The sequence below is a fragment of the Sphingomonas sp. MMS24-J13 genome, assembly GCF_044905095.1.
Lineage (GTDB): Bacteria > Pseudomonadota > Alphaproteobacteria > Sphingomonadales > Sphingomonadaceae > Sphingomonas_I.
The window spans coordinates 3,436,619-3,453,773 of sequence record NZ_CP173258.1; the positions used below are offsets into that span (position 1 = coordinate 3,436,619).

General features: G+C 66.1%; 19 protein-coding genes and 2 pseudogenes. 8 read left to right on the top strand and 13 right to left on the bottom strand.

Going from position 1 to position 17,155, the window contains the following annotated elements:
• The first annotated feature begins 14 nt into the window (after positions 1–14).
• From AB4Z44_RS15765 to AB4Z44_RS15775, 3 genes are read left to right on the top strand one after another with little or no spacing between them, the layout of a single operon-like run.
• Positions 15–425 (top strand): metallopeptidase family protein, encoded by a 411-nt coding sequence (locus tag AB4Z44_RS15765; protein WP_404710643.1) that lies wholly within the window; start codon positions 15–17, stop codon positions 423–425.
• Positions 422–997, top strand: coding sequence for a heme ABC exporter ATP-binding protein CcmA (gene ccmA / locus AB4Z44_RS15770; protein WP_404710644.1), 576 nt, complete (start codon positions 422–424; stop codon positions 995–997). The genes AB4Z44_RS15765 and ccmA overlap by 4 nt, the downstream gene beginning before the upstream one ends.
• 56 nt (positions 998–1,053) lie before the next feature.
• Entirely contained in the window at positions 1,054–1,641 is a 588-nt protein-coding gene (locus AB4Z44_RS15775; RefSeq protein WP_404714248.1) for a heme exporter protein CcmB, read from the top strand.
• Positions 1,642–1,646: 5 nt separating this feature from the next.
• Here AB4Z44_RS15775 and AB4Z44_RS15780 read toward each other — a convergent pair whose 3' ends face one another.
• The 12 genes and pseudogenes from AB4Z44_RS15780 to coxB form a co-directional block, all read right to left on the bottom strand.
• Positions 1,647–2,513, bottom strand: a complete 867-nt coding sequence (locus AB4Z44_RS15780; RefSeq protein WP_404710645.1) for a class I SAM-dependent methyltransferase — start codon at positions 2,511–2,513, stop codon at positions 1,647–1,649.
• A complete protein-coding gene (locus tag AB4Z44_RS15785) occupies positions 2,510–3,739 on the bottom strand; it encodes a M16 family metallopeptidase (protein WP_404710646.1) in 1,230 nt (409 codons plus the stop codon). Before AB4Z44_RS15785 ends, AB4Z44_RS15780 begins: the two co-directional genes overlap by 4 nt.
• Positions 3,736–5,133: a threonine synthase gene (thrC, locus tag AB4Z44_RS15790; RefSeq protein ID WP_404710647.1), complete on the bottom strand. Its 1,398-nt coding sequence runs from the start codon at positions 5,131–5,133 to the stop codon at positions 3,736–3,738. Before thrC ends, AB4Z44_RS15785 begins: the two co-directional genes overlap by 4 nt.
• Before the next feature lie 145 nt (positions 5,134–5,278).
• On the bottom strand, positions 5,279–5,887 hold the full coding sequence (locus tag AB4Z44_RS15795; RefSeq protein WP_404710648.1) for an SURF1 family protein: 609 nt from the start codon (positions 5,885–5,887) through the stop codon (positions 5,279–5,281).
• Positions 5,888–5,901: 14 nt separating this feature from the next.
• Positions 5,902–6,279 carry a DUF983 domain-containing protein gene (locus AB4Z44_RS15800; RefSeq protein ID WP_404710649.1) on the bottom strand — a complete coding sequence of 126 codons (378 nt, stop codon included), beginning with the start codon at positions 6,277–6,279 and terminating at the stop codon, positions 5,902–5,904.
• Positions 6,280–6,338: 59 nt separating this feature from the next.
• Positions 6,339–7,157, bottom strand: a complete 819-nt coding sequence (locus AB4Z44_RS15805) for a cytochrome c oxidase subunit 3 (RefSeq protein WP_404710650.1) — start codon at positions 7,155–7,157, stop codon at positions 6,339–6,341.
• Between the two features lie 34 nt (positions 7,158–7,191).
• Positions 7,192–7,752 (bottom strand): annotated as a pseudogene (locus AB4Z44_RS15810) (cytochrome c oxidase assembly protein).
• Positions 7,752–7,874: a hypothetical protein gene (locus tag AB4Z44_RS15815; RefSeq protein ID WP_404710651.1), complete on the bottom strand. Its 123-nt coding sequence runs from the start codon at positions 7,872–7,874 to the stop codon at positions 7,752–7,754. Before AB4Z44_RS15815 ends, AB4Z44_RS15810 begins: the two are co-directional and overlap by 1 nt.
• Positions 7,871–8,782: a heme o synthase gene (locus tag AB4Z44_RS15820; RefSeq protein ID WP_404710652.1), complete on the bottom strand. Its 912-nt coding sequence runs from the start codon at positions 8,780–8,782 to the stop codon at positions 7,871–7,873. Before AB4Z44_RS15820 ends, AB4Z44_RS15815 begins: the two co-directional genes overlap by 4 nt.
• A 92-nt stretch (positions 8,783–8,874) precedes the next feature.
• Positions 8,875–9,552: a GNAT family N-acetyltransferase gene (locus AB4Z44_RS15825; RefSeq protein ID WP_404710653.1), complete on the bottom strand. Its 678-nt coding sequence runs from the start codon at positions 9,550–9,552 to the stop codon at positions 8,875–8,877.
• A 116-nt stretch (positions 9,553–9,668) separates the two neighbouring features.
• Positions 9,669–11,345, bottom strand: coding sequence for a cytochrome c oxidase subunit I (gene ctaD, locus AB4Z44_RS15830; RefSeq protein WP_404710654.1), 1,677 nt, complete (start codon positions 11,343–11,345; stop codon positions 9,669–9,671).
• A gap of 10 nt (positions 11,346–11,355) precedes the next feature.
• Positions 11,356–12,390: a cytochrome c oxidase subunit II gene (gene coxB, locus AB4Z44_RS15835; protein ID WP_404714249.1), complete on the bottom strand. Its 1,035-nt coding sequence runs from the start codon at positions 12,388–12,390 to the stop codon at positions 11,356–11,358.
• Positions 12,391–12,590: 200 nt separating this feature from the next.
• Between coxB and pyrE the strand changes: the two genes are divergently transcribed.
• The 5 genes and pseudogenes from pyrE (at position 12,591) to AB4Z44_RS15860 (ending at position 16,306) form a co-directional block, all read left to right on the top strand.
• Entirely contained in the window at positions 12,591–13,175 is a 585-nt protein-coding gene (gene pyrE / locus AB4Z44_RS15840; RefSeq protein ID WP_404710655.1) for an orotate phosphoribosyltransferase, read from the top strand.
• A pseudogene (locus tag AB4Z44_RS15845) lies at positions 13,172–13,901 on the top strand (pyridoxine 5'-phosphate synthase). Before pyrE ends, AB4Z44_RS15845 begins: the two are co-directional and overlap by 4 nt.
• Before the next feature lie 61 nt (positions 13,902–13,962).
• Entirely contained in the window at positions 13,963–14,382 is a 420-nt protein-coding gene (gene acpS / locus AB4Z44_RS15850; RefSeq protein WP_404710656.1) for a holo-ACP synthase, read from the top strand.
• Entirely contained in the window at positions 14,379–15,254 is an 876-nt protein-coding gene (gene lepB, locus AB4Z44_RS15855; RefSeq protein WP_404710657.1) for a signal peptidase I, read from the top strand. Before acpS ends, lepB begins: the two co-directional genes overlap by 4 nt.
• The gene (locus AB4Z44_RS15860) at positions 15,251–16,306 is read left to right on the top strand and encodes an AI-2E family transporter (RefSeq protein WP_404710658.1); all 1,056 of its coding nucleotides are present in this window, start codon (positions 15,251–15,253) and stop codon (positions 16,304–16,306) included. The genes lepB and AB4Z44_RS15860 overlap by 4 nt, the downstream gene beginning before the upstream one ends.
• Here the strand turns inward: AB4Z44_RS15860 and AB4Z44_RS15865 are convergent.
• Positions 16,303–17,022, bottom strand: a complete 720-nt coding sequence (locus tag AB4Z44_RS15865; RefSeq protein ID WP_404714250.1) for a YgfZ/GcvT domain-containing protein — start codon at positions 17,020–17,022, stop codon at positions 16,303–16,305. The two genes, AB4Z44_RS15860 and AB4Z44_RS15865, sit on opposite strands and share 4 nt — an antisense overlap.
• Positions 17,023–17,155: the final 133 nt, after the last annotated feature.

The window sequence follows — 17,155 nt, forward strand, 5'->3', positions numbered from 1 at the left end:
CCTATGTCGCGCGGATGGTGGGCCTCCGTCAAACCCTGGCGCCCGGCGCCGATGCGATCGAGGCGATCGCGCGGGCCACGATGGCGCGCCTGCCCGATATCTTCCGCCAGCATCTCGGCGATGTCGTGCTGCGGATCGAGGAATTCGCCGACGACGAGACGCTCGACGCGTTGGGGATCGCGGATCCGTTCCAACTGTCGGGTCTCTATCGCGGGCAGCCGATCGGCGCCAAGTCGATCGGCGATTTCGGTACGATGCCCGACATGATCACTCTGTACCGCCGAGCGCTGCTCGACGAATGGGTCGATGGCGGCGAGACGCTCGAGGCGTTGGTAGCCCACGTCATGATCCATGAGATCGGGCATCACTTCGGCCTGTCCGACGACGATATGCACGCGCTGCAAGAGGCGGCGGCCGGCGAATGAGCGCCGCGCGGCTGGGGTTCGACGATGTCGCCTGCCTGCGCGGCGGACGATTATTGTTCGAGGGGTTAAGCTTTGCGCTCGCGCCGGGCGAAGCGGCTTTGGTGATCGGGCCCAACGGGATCGGCAAATCGAGCCTGCTGCGGATCGCCGCCGGGCTGCTCAAGCCTGCTGCCGGGGCGGTGACCCGCGACGGCGCGCTGGCGCTCGCGGCGGAAACCGCGGCGCTCGACGAGCGGCTGCCGCTCGCCGGCGCGCTCGCTTTCTGGGCGGGGCTCGACGGGCGCGGGCCGGCGGATGTCGCGCGAGGGCTCGCGGCGATGCGGCTCGACGCAATCGGCGAGGTGCCGGTGCAAATGCTGTCGACCGGGCAGCGTCGCCGCGCGACCCTGGCGCGTGTGATCGCCAGCCGCGCCCCGATCTGGCTGCTCGACGAGCCCGCCAACGGCCTCGACACCACCTCGCTCGATGCGCTGGCGACAGCGATGGCGGCGCACCGCGCCGCGGGCGGGATCGTGCTTGCCGCGAGCCATCAGCCGATCGGGCTGGACGATGTGCGCGAGATCGGTTTGTGAGCCCGTTCGTCGCCTTGGTGCGCCGCGATCTCGCGCGTGCGTTTGCCGGCGGCGGGATGGTGCTGCCCTTGATCTTCTTCCTGCTGGTGGCGACCCTGTTTCCGTTCGCGATCGGGTCCGATGCGGCGCTGCTGAGCAAGGTTGGCGGTGGCGCGCTGTGGACCGCGGCGCTTCTGGCGGCGCTGCTGCCGATCGAACGGCTCATCGCGCCCGATCAGACGTCGGGTGTGCTCGATCAACTCGCAGTGCGGGGCTTGAGCGAAGAGGAAGTGGCAGTGGCAAAGATCGTCGCCCACTGGCTGGGATTCGGCCCGCCTTTGATGCTGGCGGCTTTGCCGGCGGCGGCCTTGCTGGGCCTGGATAATGCCGCGCTCGCACGACTGGAAGCGGGGCTTGCGCTCGGCACGCCCGGTTTGGCGGCGCTGAGCCTCGCGACGGCCGCGCTCACCGCAGGGTTGCGTGGCGCAGGCGCGCTGGCCGGTCTGGTGATGTTGCCGCTGGCAGTACCGCTGCTGATCTTCGGTGCGGGCGCGCTGGGCCAGCAGGGCGCCGGGGCGTTCAAGCTGTTGGGCGCCTGTTCGTTGCTATTGCTCGCCGGCGCGCCGTTCGTGGCGGGCGCGGCGCTCAGAGCGGCGCGCGAATAACGATCCTACCCGCGACTCCACCGCGCGAAGATCGCCGTCGGCAGCAACAGCCCGCGCGCTTCTTCGCGCACCGCCATCTCGCCGACCTCGACCGTTCCGCCGAGATCGCCCAGCGCCTGTTGCAGCAATTCGCCGATCGCGAGCGCCGACATCCGCACCGCGTAGACCGTGAGCACCAGATATTTGGAGTTTTCGTCGAGCAGCGCGCGGCAGTGCGCGATCAGGCCGGGGAGATGCTCCTCGATCCGCCAAACCTCGCCTTCGGGCCCGCGCCCGAATTTCGGGGGATCGAGCATGATGCCGTCATAGCGCCGCCCGCGCCGCACCTCGCGCGCGGCGAACTTGACCGCATCGTCGACCATCCAGCGGATCGGGCGATCGGTCATATCGGACAGGAAGGCATTGGCCTTGCCGGTCTCGACCGACTTCTTCGACGCATCGACATGGGTGACGCGCGCACCCTTGGCGGCCAGCGCGAGCGTCCCGACCCCGGTATAACCGAACAGGTTCATCACCTCGTCCCCCTCGGCGGTGCGATCGCGCATCCATTGCCATTGCGGCGCCATGTCGGGGAAGAAAGCCAGATGGCGAAACGGGGTGTTCTGCGCAGTGAAGCGCACCTCCTCCCACTTCAGATGCCAACCGCCGCGCGGCACATCGCGCGACAAATGCCACTTGCCCCCGCCATCCTCGTCCGAGGCAGCGATGAAATCGCCATCGGCCTCCCAATGCGGCGAGGCGGGTGCCCACATCGCCTGCGGCTCGGGGCGGATGAAGCGAAAGCGGCCATAGCGTTCGAGCTTGCGGCCATGGCCCGAGTCGACGAGGCCGTAATCGGCCCAGGGTTCGCCGACGAGGGTGAGAAGATTCACGCCGCTTTCGCCAGTTTGCCGCCGACCGTCGCGAGCGCTTCGCCGCTTGCCAGAGCGCGGGCGCCGGCGGCGCGGGCCTGCGCGAGGGTAACGGCGTCGAGCTCGGCGATCGTTTCTGCGGGCGGCACGATGCGGCCGTGGATCTGGATCATGCGCGCCATGTGATCGGCGCGGGCCGCGACCGATTCGAGGCCCATCAGCAAGCCGGCCTTGGCCTGCGCGCGGGCACGATCGAGCTCGGCCTGCGTCAGCGTCTCTGCCGTCTCGATCAGGATGCGGCGGCTGATCGCGAGCGCTTCGCCCGCATCGCCGCGCGCCGCGGCGCAATAGACGCCGAACAGCCCGGTTTCGGCATAGGATTGCGCCCAGCTATAGATCGAATAAGCGAGCCCGCGCTCCTCGCGCACCTGCTGGAACAGGCGGGAGGACATGCCACCGCCCGCCGCACTCGAAAACAGCGACAAGGCATGGAGATCGGGATCGCGATGCCCGACGCCGGCGAACCCGATCGCGACATGGAGCTGGTCGAAGCGGCGGCGATCGTGATGCGTGCCGACCGCAAAGACCGCAGGCGACGGCTTCGGGGCGGCGCCCGGTGCCATATCGCCAAACAGGTCTTCGGCGAGGCGCAGCAGCGCATCCTCATCGACCTTGCCGGCGGCGGCGAGGACGAGGCCATCGGGGCGATATTGCTCGGCGATCCAGCGACGCATCGCGGGCACGTCGATCGCGGCGATCGTTTCCTCATGGCCCAGCACCGGCTGACCGAGCGGCTGGCCGGCGAAAGCCGCGCCCTGCAGATGATCGAAGATGATGTCGTCGGGCGTATCGCGCGCCTCACCCAGTTCGGCCAGGACGACATGGCGCTCGCGCTCGAGCTCCTCGGCATCCAGATCTGGCGCTCGCGCCAGATCGGCGATGATGTTGGTGCCGAGCGCCAGGTCATCGGCCAGCAGCCGTGCCTGGAAGACCGTGTGATCACGCGCCGTCCACGCGTTGATCGACCCGCCACGATCCTCGATCGCTTCGGCAATGCCCTTGGCGCTGCGCCCACCCGCACCCTTGAACACCATATGCTCGACCATGTGGGCGAGACCGGCGAGCCCAGCGGGCTCCGATCGTGCGCCGGCGTCGGCATAGAGCCCGACCGCGACCGTCTCGATCCCCGCCATCGGCTCGACCGCGACGGTGAGGCCATTGGCGAGGCGATGGAGGCGTGCGCTCATGCCTCGACCGCGCGCTCGGCGACGAAGCCTTCGATCGCATCGAGCGTGGCCGGCAAGATATCGTAGCGTTCCTCACGCTCGAACAGATCGCCGATGCGCTGCGGGAGCTGCGGACGATGCCCGGTCGCGCGTTCGACCGCGTCGGGAAATTTGGCGGGATGTGCGGTGGCGAGCGTCACGATGGGAACATCGGCCGGCAGATCGACAGCCTGCGCGGCCGCGACGCCGATCGCCGTGTGCGGATCGATCAGCATCGCCGACCCTTCGGACGCGCGACGCATCGCCAGCGCCATGTCCTCGGCATCGATCCGCGCGCTGGTGAGCAACTCGGCGGCCTGCGCGCGCATGGCGGGCGACAGGCTGAGCGCCTTGGTCGATTCGAACCCCCGCATCGACGCCGCCAGCGCGGCGCCATCGCGACCGTGGAGATCGAACAGCAGGCGTTCGAAATTGGAGCTGACCTGAATGTCCATCGACGGCGCCGCGGTCGGCGTGACGGTGCCGACCGAATAATCGCCCTCGTTGAGCGCGCGGTGGAGGATATCGTTGACGTTGGTCGCGACGATCAGCTTCGCCACCGGCAGCCCCATCCGCGCGGCGACATAGCCCGCGAACACATCGCCGAAATTGCCGGTCGGGACCGAGAAGGCGACCGGCCGCTCGGGCGCACCGAGGCGTACCGCCGCGTAGAAATAATAGACGACCTGCGCCGCAAGCCGCGCCCAGTTGATCGAATTGACCGCCGACAGCGCGAAGCGGCCGGCGAAGCTCTGATGCGCGAACATCGCCTTCACCAGCGCCTGCGCGTCGTCGAAACTGCCCTCGATCGCGATATTGTGGATGTTGGGCGACAGCACGGTCGTCATCTGCCGACGCTGCACATCCGACACGCGCCCGAGCGGATGGAGCATGAACAGATCGACCTTGGCACGGCCGGCGAGCGCATCGATCGCCGCCGAGCCGGTGTCGCCCGAGGTGGCCCCGACGACGGTCAGATGGGTGTCGCGCGTCGCGAGGAAGCGTTCGAACAGCAGCCCGATCAGCTGGAGCGCGACATCCTTGAAGGCGAGCGTAGGCCCGTGGAACAGCTCGAGCAGCCAGTTGCGATGATCGAGCTGGACGAGCGGGGTGACGGCGGCGTGGGCGAAGCGGCCATAGGCCCCCTTGCACAGATCATGCAGCTCCTCCCGCGAGAGCGAATCGCCGACGAACGGCGCCAGCACCGCGACCGCGGTATCGACATAGGACAGGCCGGCGAGCGCCGCGATCTCGTCGCGCGAAAAGCTTGGCCAGCTTTCGGGAATATAAAGGCCGCCGTCGGACGCGAGCCCGGCAAGAGTAACAGCCTCGAAATCGAGCGTCGGCGCGGCACCCCGCGTACTGATGTATCGCATGCGGTCCGTTACAGAGCCGTGAAGCGGAGAGCAACCGCAGTCTCCCGCCGGTATTGCCGATCTATTCGGCATCCCCGCGAAGGCGGGATCCATATTTTCTAAGTTCGGAGTTTACGGATTCCCGCCTTCGCGGGGATGAGGGGATCTAAGCCTTCTTTCGCGCACGCTGCCAGAGCGCGATCGCGTAGATCACCAGCGCGATCCCCGCAAACAGGAACCACTGGACCGCATAGGACAGGTGGTTGTTCGGAATGCTCGCCGGATCGGGATCCGCTGTCGGCTGCAACCCTGGCGCGGCCGTTTCGCTCACGATCATCGGCGTCGGCGCCACCGGCGCGCTGATCAGCCGCGCCACCAATGGCTGGCCGGTCGGCGCCCAGATCAGGCGACCGCGCACGTCGCCGCCCTTCCAGCCGGGCGATGCGGACGATTGCGAGATGCCCATATCGACCACGAAGCCAGGCCCCTCGGCGCCGGTGCTACACGATGCGATATGGCGCCAGCCGGATCCGCCGGCGCGGTTGCGCCCGGCTTCGGCCTGCCAGCCCACGACCGTCAGGCAATGCGCGCTGACCCGGCGGAAAAGATCGCTTTCATGGACCGGCCACAAAGCCACCAGCGCCGCCGGCGACGTGGCGACATTGGCCGCGTAATGCGCCAGCAGCGCCTCTTTCTCGTGGCGGCGTTCAAGCTGCCAGAAACCGAGCCGCACCATCAGCAGGGCGGCGGCCACGACGACAAGAGTTGCGATCACGGGAATGCGGCGAATCATATCCGGGTGTCAATTCGGCCTTCGCGCGCCGCGTTGCGATATTCGAGCGCGAGCAGCACGCCCTTGCCCGCGCGCAGCGCCAGCAGGATCAGGCCGAGCGTGATCGGCGGCCACAGCAGGATATGCACCCAGAAAGGCGGCGAGAAGATCAGTTCGACCGCGATCGCCGAGCCCGCGATGATCGCGCCGATGAAGAGCGTCAGGAAAGCAGCCGGCCCGTCACCAACGTTGAACTGGCTGAAATCGAGCCCGCACGCGCGGCAACGCCCGGCGAACTTGATCCAGCTTGCAAACAATGTCCTCGCGCCGCAGCGCGGGCAACAGCCGGTGAGCCCGGCCTGGATAGGCGATGGCTCGATCGAGGTTTCTGCCATCGCTTATCCCTTCCCACCCGTTCCGGAAACGACCTTCCCCGAAACGCGCGGGACGGTGGTCACCCGGCCAACTGCGCGCCCCAGCCGCCCCAGACGTAGATCGAGACGAACAGGAACAGCCACACGACGTCGACGAAGTGCCAGTACCATGCGGCCGCCTCGAACCCGAAATGCTGCTTCGGGGTGAAGTCGCCGCGATAGGCGCGCACGAGGTTCACCGTCAGGAAGATCGTGCCGACGATGACGTGGAAGCCATGGAAGCCGGTCGCCATGAAGAAAGCGGCGCCGTAGTTGATCCCTTTGAAGGGGAACGGCGCATGCGCATATTCCCAACCCTGGATGGTCGAGAATAGCAGGCCGAGCAGGATGGTGCACCACAGGCCGCGGATCATGCCCTTGCGATCGCCGTGCAGCAGCGCGTGGTGCGCCCAGGTGACGGTCGTGCCCGAGCAGAGCAGGATCAGGGTGTTGAGCAACGGGAACGCGAACGGGTTGAGGACCGTCAGCCCCTTGGGGGGCCACACGCCACCGACCGGATCGGCCAGCGACGGAAAGAGCGAGAAATCGAACCACGCCCAGAACCAGCCGACGAAGAACATCACCTCGGACGCGATGAACAGGATCATCCCGTAACGCAGATGGAGCGCCACCACCGGGGTGTGATCGCCATGATTCGCTTCGCGGATCACGTCCGCCCACCACGAGAACATCGTGAAGAGCACGCCGATGAGACCGGCGAAGAAGACGAAGCCACCATAGGGGCCCTTGTGCATCCACATGATGCCGCCCGACGCCATGACCAGCGCCGAGAGCGAGCCGATCAGCGGCCAGATGCTCGGGGGCAGAATATGGTAATCGTGGCTCTTCGCTCCGGCCATGGCGGTCCCTTTGGATACGGTCTTTGAACGTCCCTTAGCTCGACCTTTTGGCCTGCGCTACCGGGAAGAAGGTGTAGGAGAGCGTGATTTCGCTGACATCGTCGGTCTCGGGATCTTTGGCGAATGCCGGATCGACATAGAAGATCACCGGCATGCGTACGCGCTCGCCCGGTTTCAGCGTCTGTTCGGTAAAACAGAAGCATTAAATCTTGACGAAGTAGCCGCCGACCTGAACCGGCGTGACGTTGAATGCTGCCGAGCCGGTGATGGTGTGCTTGGTCTCGTTGACCGCAGTGAAGAACGCGAGTTCGCGGGCGCCGACCGCGACGCGCTTGATCCGTTCGTCGGGCTCGAAACTCCAGCCCATGCCCGGTTTGACATTGGCGTCGAAGCGGACATCGACCAAGCGCCCAACCGCGCCGGGAGCGGTGGCGGTGAGATCCTTGCGCACCGTCCCGTTCCAGCCCGTCGCTTCGCAGAACATGCGGTAGAGCGGCACGCTGGCGAAGCCGAGTGCGACCATGCCCGCCACCAACAGCAGCATGAGCAGGCCGGTGCGCCGTTTGGCGCGCTCGAGCGGGGCGGTCGCCGCCATCAGCTCATCTTCGCGATCGAGATGGCGAAGAACAGCACCACCATCAGGCCGAGGGCGATCGCCGTGACCTTCGCGCGCGCGCGCTGGCGTCGGCGATATTCAGCTTCGAATTCAGGCGTCATGCAAGAAGGACCCGATCGGCCACGAGGATGCCGAAAATGGCGAAGAGATAGAGGACCGAATATTTAAACAGAGCGCGCTCGGCCTTCATCGCCGCCTGATCGGCCTCCCGGCTGCGCGCGACGCGCGCGGCGAGCAGGACGAACCAGCCCGACAACAGGATCGAAGCGACGCCATAGAGGATATTGGTCAGCCCGAGCGGCCAGGGCAGGATCGCAGCGGCCGCCATCGGCAGCGAATAGAGGAAGACCTGACGGCGCGTCGCCCCGGCGCCCGCGACCACCGGCAACATCGGCACGCCGGCCGCAGCGTAATCGCTGCGGACGAAGAGCGAGAGCGCCCAGAAATGCGGCGGGGTCCACAGGAAGACCAACGCGAACAGCAGGACGGGGAGTAGACTGATCTGCCCGGTCGCCGCCGCCCAGCCGATCAGCGGCGGGAAGGCGCCGGCGGCGCCGCCGATGACGATATTCTGCGGCGTGCGGCGCTTGAGCCAGACGGTGTAGACCAGAACGTAGAACAGGATCGAAACCGCCAGGATCGCGGCGGCGAGCAGGTTCACCGCCAGTCCCATCGTCAGCACCGATCCGACCGCGAGCGCGACGCCGAAGTGCAGCGCCGACTGGCGATCCATGCGGCCAGCGGGCAGCGGGCGATTCTGCGTGCGCTTCATGTGCACGTCGAGATCGGCTTCGTACCACATGTTGAGCGCACCGCTCGCCCCTGCACCGATCGCGATGCAGAGGATGGCGGTGAAGGCGATCACCGGATGGATATGCACCGGCGCGGCAAGCAGCCCGCACAGCCCGGTGAAGACGACCAGGGTCATCACGCGCGGCTTGGTGAGCGCGAGAAAATCGCGCCAGTCGGCCGGCAGGGCCGGGGACATCGGAACGGCTGGAGAGGACATAAGCCCGGCCTATAGGCCAGGCCGGGGATTCGCGAAAGCGCCCGCCGCACCAACCCGGACGACGTCACCCGAATTACGGCAAAGTGTGTCGATCAGGCGCGGGCGAGCAGGGTGAACATCACCTGCCGGCGCAGGTGGAAACCCATCTTCTCGTACAGGGCAATCGCGCCGGCATTGTCCGAATAGGAATGCAGGAAGGGTATTTCACCGCGTGCGAGGATGCGCGCGGTGACATGCGCCATAAGGGCGGCAGCATAACCGTGGCCGCGATGGTCGGGATGGGTGCACACGCCCGAGACTTCGGTGAAGCCGTCGGGCTTCATCCGCTCCCCGGCCATCGCCACCAGCCGACCATCGACCTTGGCGCCGACGAAACCGCCAAGCTCGTGCGTGCGCGAGAAATAGGGCCCGGGCCTGGTGAGCGTAGCGAGCGCCAGCATGGCGGGCGCGTCGTCGTCCGTGAGCGGGATGATCGGGAAATGCGCAGGCCGGGGATCGACGTCGTGTGCCATCATCTGATGGCAGAGCGCGCTCGAGACCATGACCATAGCCGGCGGCACCGGCGGTTCATCGGGTTCGACAAGGCCGATAACGCCCTCTCTCGGCGCAAGCGCGGCGAGGGCAGCAAGACTTTCGGGCGACCGATCGGCCGCCGCAGCGAACAGACCGATCTCGGGGTCGATCCGAAGCGCCCGCGCATCGCCAGTCGCAAGATGGGCCTGACGTGTCGTCAGCGCGGACCAGATCGGGCGGTCGAGTGGGTGGTACATAAACGCGTTATAGGTCTGATCGAAGCAATGAGTCCCCGGCCCGAGCCCTCGGGAGGAGGCAAAAAGAAAGCGCCCCGTTGCCGGAGCGCCTCCTCTCATTCTCATCTCCGCCGCGCTTAGTCGATGCGCGGGAGCTGTTCGAACTGGTGGTACGGCGGGGGGCTCGACAGTGTCCACTCGAGCGTGGTGGCACCCTCGCCCCAGGGATTATCGGGCGCCTTCTTGCCCGCGAACAGCGACCACAGCACGTTGACGAAGAAGATCAGCATGCTGAACGCCATGATCATGTAGCCGATCGTGGCAACGGTATTCCAATGCTCGAACGCGTCCGGATAATCCGGATAGCGGCGCGGCATGCCCTGCATACCCAGGAAGTGCATCGGGAAGAACAGCACGTTCACGCCGATGAAGAAGATCACGAAGTGCAGCTTGCCCAGCGCCTCGTTATACATCCGCCCCGACATTTTCGGGAACCAGTAATAGAAGCCGGCGAACAGGCTGAATACCGCGCCCAGCGACAGCACGTAGTGGAAGTGCGCCACCACGTAATAAGCGTCCTGGAAATAATTATCGATGCCGCCATTGGCGAGCAGCACGCCGGTGACCCCACCGACCGTGAACATGAAGATGAAGCCGATCGCCCACAGCATAGGGGTTTCGAAGGTGAGCGAGCCTTCCCACATCGTTGCGATCCATGAGAAGATCTTGATGCCGGTCGGCACCGCGATCACCATCGTTGCGGCGGTGAAGTACATCTTGGTGTTCACGCTCATGCCGGTCGTGAACATGTGGTGCGCCCACACGATGAAGCCGACCACGCCGATCGCGACCATGGCGTAGGCCATGCCGAGATAACCGAACACCGGCTTGCGGCTGAAGGTCGAGATGATGTGGCTGACCATGCCGAAGCCCGGCAGGATCATGATATACACTTCGGGGTGACCGAAGAACCAGAACAGGTGCTGGTAGAGGATCGGATCGCCGCCGCCCGACGCATCATAGAAGGTCGTGCCGAAATTGCGGTCGGTCAGCAGCATCGTGATCGCGGCGGCGAGCACGGGCAGTGCCAGCAGCAGCAGGAAGGCGGTGACCAGCACCGACCAGGCGAAGAGCGGCATCTTGTGCAGCGTCATGCCCGGAGCGCGCATGTTCAGGATGGTGGTGATGAAGTTGATCGCGCCGAGGATCGAACTCGCGCCCGCCAGGTGGAGCGACAGGATCGCCATATCGACTGCGGGCCCGGGCGAGCCGCTGGTCGAGAGCGGCGCATAGACCGTCCAGCCGGTGCCGGCGCCGTCGGCGGTGCCGCCCGAGAAGAAGCTCGAACCGAGCAGCAGGCTGAAAGCCGGAATCAGCAGCCAGAAGCTGATATTGTTCATGCGCGGGAACGCCATGTCGGGCGCGCCGATCATGATCGGCACGAACCAGTTGCCGAACCCGCCGATCATTGCCGGCATGACCATGAAGAACACCATGATCAGGCCGTGCGCGGTGATCAGCACGTTCCACAGGTGGTAGGCCTGATCGATCGTGCCCGGGCCGTGCAGGAATTCATACCACTTGCCGAGATACTGGATGCCTGGATGCGCCAGTTCGGCGCGCATCATGCCCGAGATCCCGCCGCCGATGATGCCGGCAATGATCGCGAAGATCAGATAGAGCGTGCCGATATCCTTGTGGTTGGTCGACATGAACCAACGCTGGAAGAAGGCCGGCTTGTGATCGGCATCATGATGATGCTCGTGGCCATGATCCGCATGGAAATGGCTGGGATGGGCGGCGACATCGGTCATGGATCTGGCCTCAGTTCTGCGCGACGGCAGGCTGCGAAGTGGTGGCGGGTTTCTCGACGCCCGGAACGGTCTTGTCGGTCGCGACCGGCGCCTGGGCGGCGGCCGGCGCCGCGGCAGGTGCGGCCGCCGGCTTGGCGCCCTTCAGTGTGCCGCCCTTGAAGGCGATCCACTGGGCGAACTGCGCCGCCGGAACGACCTCGACCGCGATCGGCATGAAGCCGTGCCGCGCGCCGCACAGCTCCGAACATTGGCCGAAATAGACGCCGGGGCGATCGATCTTGAACCATGTCTCGTTGAGGCGACCTGGAACGGCATCCTCCTTCACCCAGGCTGCGGGCAGCGCGAACGAGTGGATCACGTCGTTGGAGGTGGTGATGATCTTCACGACCGCACCGGCGGGAACCACCATGCGCTCGTCGACCGCGAGCAGCGCCGGACCGTCGGCATCGGTGCGCGGGCGTTCCTTGCCGGTCGCCGACTGGCGGCCGGGGACGTTACCCTTCTCCTTAAGCATGTTGGAGACGATCTCGATGTCGCCATTATCCGGATATTGGTAGGTCCAGTACCATTGGTTGCCGATCACCTTGACGGTGAGATCGGCCTTGGGCGGCGAATATTGGTGCGCGATCAGCTTGATCGAGGGCACCGCGATCGCGACGAGGATCAACACCGGCGCGAGCGTCCAGATGATTTCGATCACCGTGTTGTGGTGCGTGCGGGACGGAACCGGGTTGGCGGCGGCGCGATAGCGCACGATCACCCATAGCAGCAGCACCAGCACCAGCGCCGACATCGCAGCCATCACCGGCACGAGGATATAATTGTGCATCCACGCGGCTTCGGTGCCGATCGAGGTTTCCTGCGGCTGCAGGCTGATCGCGTCGCTCGGCATGCCGATACCCGGCGTCGGCGCGAGATGGACGATGTCCGCCGGCTTGGCCGCTGCAGGGGCCGCCGGAGTCGCGGTCGGACTGGCGGCTACGACAGGAACAGGCGCTTGCGCCAACGCCGGCGCGGCACCAGATACGGCAAAAGCCGCGAGCATGGCGAGGATCGGACCCCGGATCGCTTTGAGCACTCTGAATCGTCCCCCGCTGAATGCACGGACTGTTGGGCGCGCAATCCCGCCGCAAAGCGGGGACGCGTTCGAGCCGTCTCAACACCGGATCAACGCGAAATGCAAGCAGTTGAAGGCCCCGTTGCGCGCCTCTATTGCGCCGACGCAACATGATCGGAGCTTGTCGGATGACGGATGAAGAGGTGCTGGCCGAGTTTCGCGCCGCCGATGCTCTGCTCGAAGGACATTTCATTCTGTCCTCGGGACTGAGAAGCCCGCGCTATCTCCAATGCGCGCGCGTGCTGATGAGTCCGGCGCGTGCCGCCAGATTGACCGACGAGCTGGCGCGCCGCATCCCCGAGGAGATCCGCAGCCAGTTGGATGCGGTCGTCTCGCCAGCCATGGGCGGTGTGATCGCGGGACACGAAATGGGCCGTGCGCTCGGGCTCGACGCAATGTTCGTCGAACGGCCGACCGGCACATTCGAACTTCGCCGCGGTTTCGCGCTCGTGCCCGGCGCCAAGGTGCTGATGATGGAGGATGTCGTCACCACGGGGCTTTCGTCGCGCGAGGCGATCGCAGCGATCGAGGCGGCCGGCGGAAAGGTCGTCGCCGCGGCGTCGCTGGTCGACCGTTCCAACGGCAAGGTCGATCTTGGCGTACCCTTCTTTCCGCTGATCCGACTCGATGTGCCCAGTTATCAGGCCGATACGCTGCCACCCGAACTGGCGGCGATCCCGGCGATCAAGCCTGGAAGCCGGGCCGCAGCGTGACCTCCCTTCTCCGCCTCGGCGTCAATATCGACCATGTCGCGACCGTGCGGAATGCACGCGGCGTCGGCTATCCCGATCCGGTGCGGGCCGCCCTCATCGCGGCGGATGCCGGCGCCGACGGCATCACCGCGCATCTGCGCGAAGACCGCCGCCATATCAGCGACGACGATATTGCCCGCCTGTCCGAGAGCCTGACCGTCCCGCTCAACCTGGAGATGGCGGCAACCGACGAGATGCTGGCGATCGCGCTGCGCCACCGCCCGCACGCCGCCTGCATCGTACCCGAACGGCGCGAGGAGCTGACCACCGAGGGTGGGCTCGATGCCGCCGGCATGCATGCTCGAACTCGCGCCAATGGTCCGCGAGCTCAACGCCGCCAACATCCGGGTCAGCCTGTTCATCGAACCCGATCCGCGCCAGATCGAGGCGGCGATCAGCCTTGGTGCGCCGGTCGTGGAACTGCATACCGGACGCTATTGCGAGCTTAAGGGCATAGAGCGCGAGATCGAGCTCAAGCGCGTCGCCGATGCGGCGGCGCTGGCCGTGAAGAACGGGATCGAGCCGCATGCCGGCCATGGCCTGACCTATGACAATGTCGCGCCGATCGCGGCGATTCCGCAGCTGCGCGAATTGAATATCGGGCATTTCCTGATCGGAGAGGCGATTTTCGTGGGCCTGGCCGAATCGGTACGCCTGATGCGCGCCGCCATGGACAGCGCCAGATGACTCCTCCCCGAAACGGGGAGAGGGACGTAGCGGCGGCCGGCGCCGTGCCGGGAGGGACATCGTGATCGTCGGTCTCGGCTCCGACCTTTGTAACATCGAGCGGATCCAATCCTCGCTCGACCGCTTCGGCGATCAATTCGTGAACCGCGTCTTCACCGATATCGAGCGCGCCAAGGCCGAGAAACGCACGCTCACCCGCGCGGGAACCTACGCCAAGCGCTTCGCTGCCAAGGAGGCCTTCTCCAAGGCGGTAGGCACCGGATTTGCGCGCGGCGTGTTCATGAAGGATATCGGCGTGGTCAATCTGCCTTCGGGCGCGCCGACGTTGGCCCTGACCGGCGGGGCGAAGGCGAGGCTTGACGCATTGACCCCGCCGGGCCACGCGATCGACATTCATGTGACGCTCACCGACGACCACCCATGGGCGCAGGCGTTCGTCATCCTCTACGCCCGACGAACAGACATACAGGAGCCCGCGTGAGCGACCCCGCATCCGATCTTCCCGCCGCACCGGCGAAGAAGGTCGACAAGCCCGCGACCGACTGGTGGGCCGAGATCAAGAGCTTCGCCTGGCTCGTGCTGGCTGTGCTGGCGGTGTGGAGCTTCGTCGCCAAGCCTTTCTACATTCCGTCCGAATCGATGATGCCCACCCTCATCAAGGGCGATCGGCTGGTCGTGACCAAATATCCCTATGGCTGGTCCTACGTCTCGCCCTCGCCCTTCCACGTCCTGCCCTTCATCCACGGGCGACTGTTCGGACGCCTGCCGGCGCGTGGCGATGTCGTCATCATCAAGCCGCCGCAGGACGATTCGGACTATATCAAGCGCGTGATCGGCCTGCCCGGCGATCGGATCGCGGTGCGCGAGGGCGTGGTCTACATCAACGGCACCCCCGTCCAGCGCGAGGCGATCGGCCCGGCGAACATCCCCGTCGACGCCAATGTGCCGTGCGATAGCGAGAATGAAGCGCCCTTCCGGGTCACCGGCAAGGACGGCAAGCTCTATTGCGCGCTTCCGCAGGTGCGCGAGACGTTGCCCAACGGCGTGCGCTACACGACGATCGATCTCGGCTACCGCCCTGGCAGCCCCGACGATTATGACGAGGTCGTCGTCCCGCCCAACCACGTGTTCGTGATGGGCGACAATCGCGACGAATCGGCCGACAGCCGGGTTTCGACCTTCATGCGCGGGCTCGGCGGGCCGGTGCCGTGGGAGAATCTGGGCGGGCGTGCCGAATTCATCACCTTCTCCTATGATGGCTCGACCCAATATTTTAACCCGCTGACCTGGATCACAGCACTGCGCCACGGCCGCGCGGGTACCAGCCTGCATCCGGACGTCGCCGCCAAGTGAGTGACAGCCCGGCCCCTCGCCACGAGGCGCCGGGCCCCTCCGATTTCAGCGATCCGCTGACGACGCGCGAGATCAAGCGCGCGGCGATCTGGATAAGCATGGCGGGCGCGGCGATCGCGCTATGGTATCTCGCCCAGCCCTTCCTGCTGATCCTGGGCGGGCTGGTATTCGCCGCGATCTTGGACGGCGGCACGCGCCTGCTCGGCCGCGTCCTCCATATCCGGCGCGGCTGGCGACTGGCGATCGTCACGATCGCTGGCTTCGTCTTCCTCCTCTGGACGATCTATTATGCCGGCGCCACCGTCGCCGGCCAGTTCGAGGCGCTGCGCGCCGTGGTGGTGGCGCAGGTCGCGCGGATCATGGGCTGGGCGACATCGATCGGGCTGGTCCAGCCGGGCGACAACCAGATCAACGAGATCGGCCGTCAGGTCATGGGCTCGCTCGGCAAGCTGACCTCGGCGGTCGGAACCGCGCTCGGTGCGATTTCCAGCCTCGCGATGATCCTGGTGATCGGCATTTTCGTCGCGATCGAACCGCGTCTCTACGAGCGCGGCTTCGCCTGGATGCTGCCGATCGACCGGCGCGCCGATTTCTATCAGACCTCGGCGCGGATGGGCCGCACCTTGCGGCTGCTCATGGCCGGGCGGTTGCTCGGCATGGCGGTCGAGGGCGTCGGCACCTGGCTGCTGCTGATGATCGGCGGCGTGCCGATGGCGGCCCTGCTCGGGCTGCTGACCGGCCTGCTCGCCTTCCTGCCCAATATCGGCGCGATCGTATCGGGCGCGCTGATGGTGCTGGTCGGCTTCTCGGCCGGGTTCGACAAAGGCATCTGGAGCATCGTCGTCTATGTCGTCGTCCAATCGGTGGACGGTTATCTGATCGTGCCGATGGTGGCGAAACGGTCGGTGGATCTCGCCCCGGCCTTGGTGCTGGGGTGCCAGCTTCTGCTCGGCACCCTGTTCGGCATTCTCGGCCTCGCCCTCGCCGATCCGATCGTGTGCATGGTCAAGGTGCTCTTGGAAGAGCGAAGCCGCCCGGCGGAAGGCGCCTAGGCGTCGGCCTTCAGGGCGACGTCCAGCCAATCGGGCATGATCGCATCGGCACCCCCAATCTGTTCGGTCCGCAGCCGCGTGACCGCCAGCCCGAGATCGGGATAATAGGCATTGGCCCCCTCCCCTGGATCGGCCGTGGCACGCAGCACGACCAGCCGGCGGTTGACCTTCTGGCGCCAATTCATCCGCGCCGTATTCTCCTGACCGACGTAGCAACCCTTGGCGAAGCTCACGCCGTTGAGTTCGGCGGCATTGGCCTCCAGCCAGAGCGTCCGATCGGAGCCCAGTTCGGCGATCCCCTCGGTCACGCCTAGCGATAGGCGGTGCGCCCGCCAGCCTTCGGTCGGTTCGTCGGCGGGGGCCAACCAGCGCCGGCCTAGAGCGCCCAACCGGGGATCGGGAACGCCCTCTTCGCCATCGATCGACCAATGCACCGCGAGCGAGTCGTCGGGCGCGATCACGATCTTGCGACGCAGGCGATAGAGAGTAAGTCGCCGTGCCAGCGCGTCACGCTGATCACGCTCGCAGTCGATCAGGATGTCGTCACCATCCGCCCAAAGCAGAAAATCGAACAACGCCTTGCCCTGCGCGGTCAGCAGCCCCGCCCAGACCGGGAGCGGGCCGCTCACGTCGTTGGTGACGAGCCCCTGGAGAAACCCGCGCACATCCTCGCCCGAGAGACGGATAAGGGCGCGATCGGCGAGTGTGGTGTGCATATCATGCACATTGTGCGCCTGAGCCTGCATTGCAATCGCACTTTCCCGTCGCCCCTGCGGAGGCAGGGGCCTATGTCTCGCTCCTCCACGCCGGCTTCTTGTCGGAAGAGAGATAGGCCCCTGCCTTCTTGGG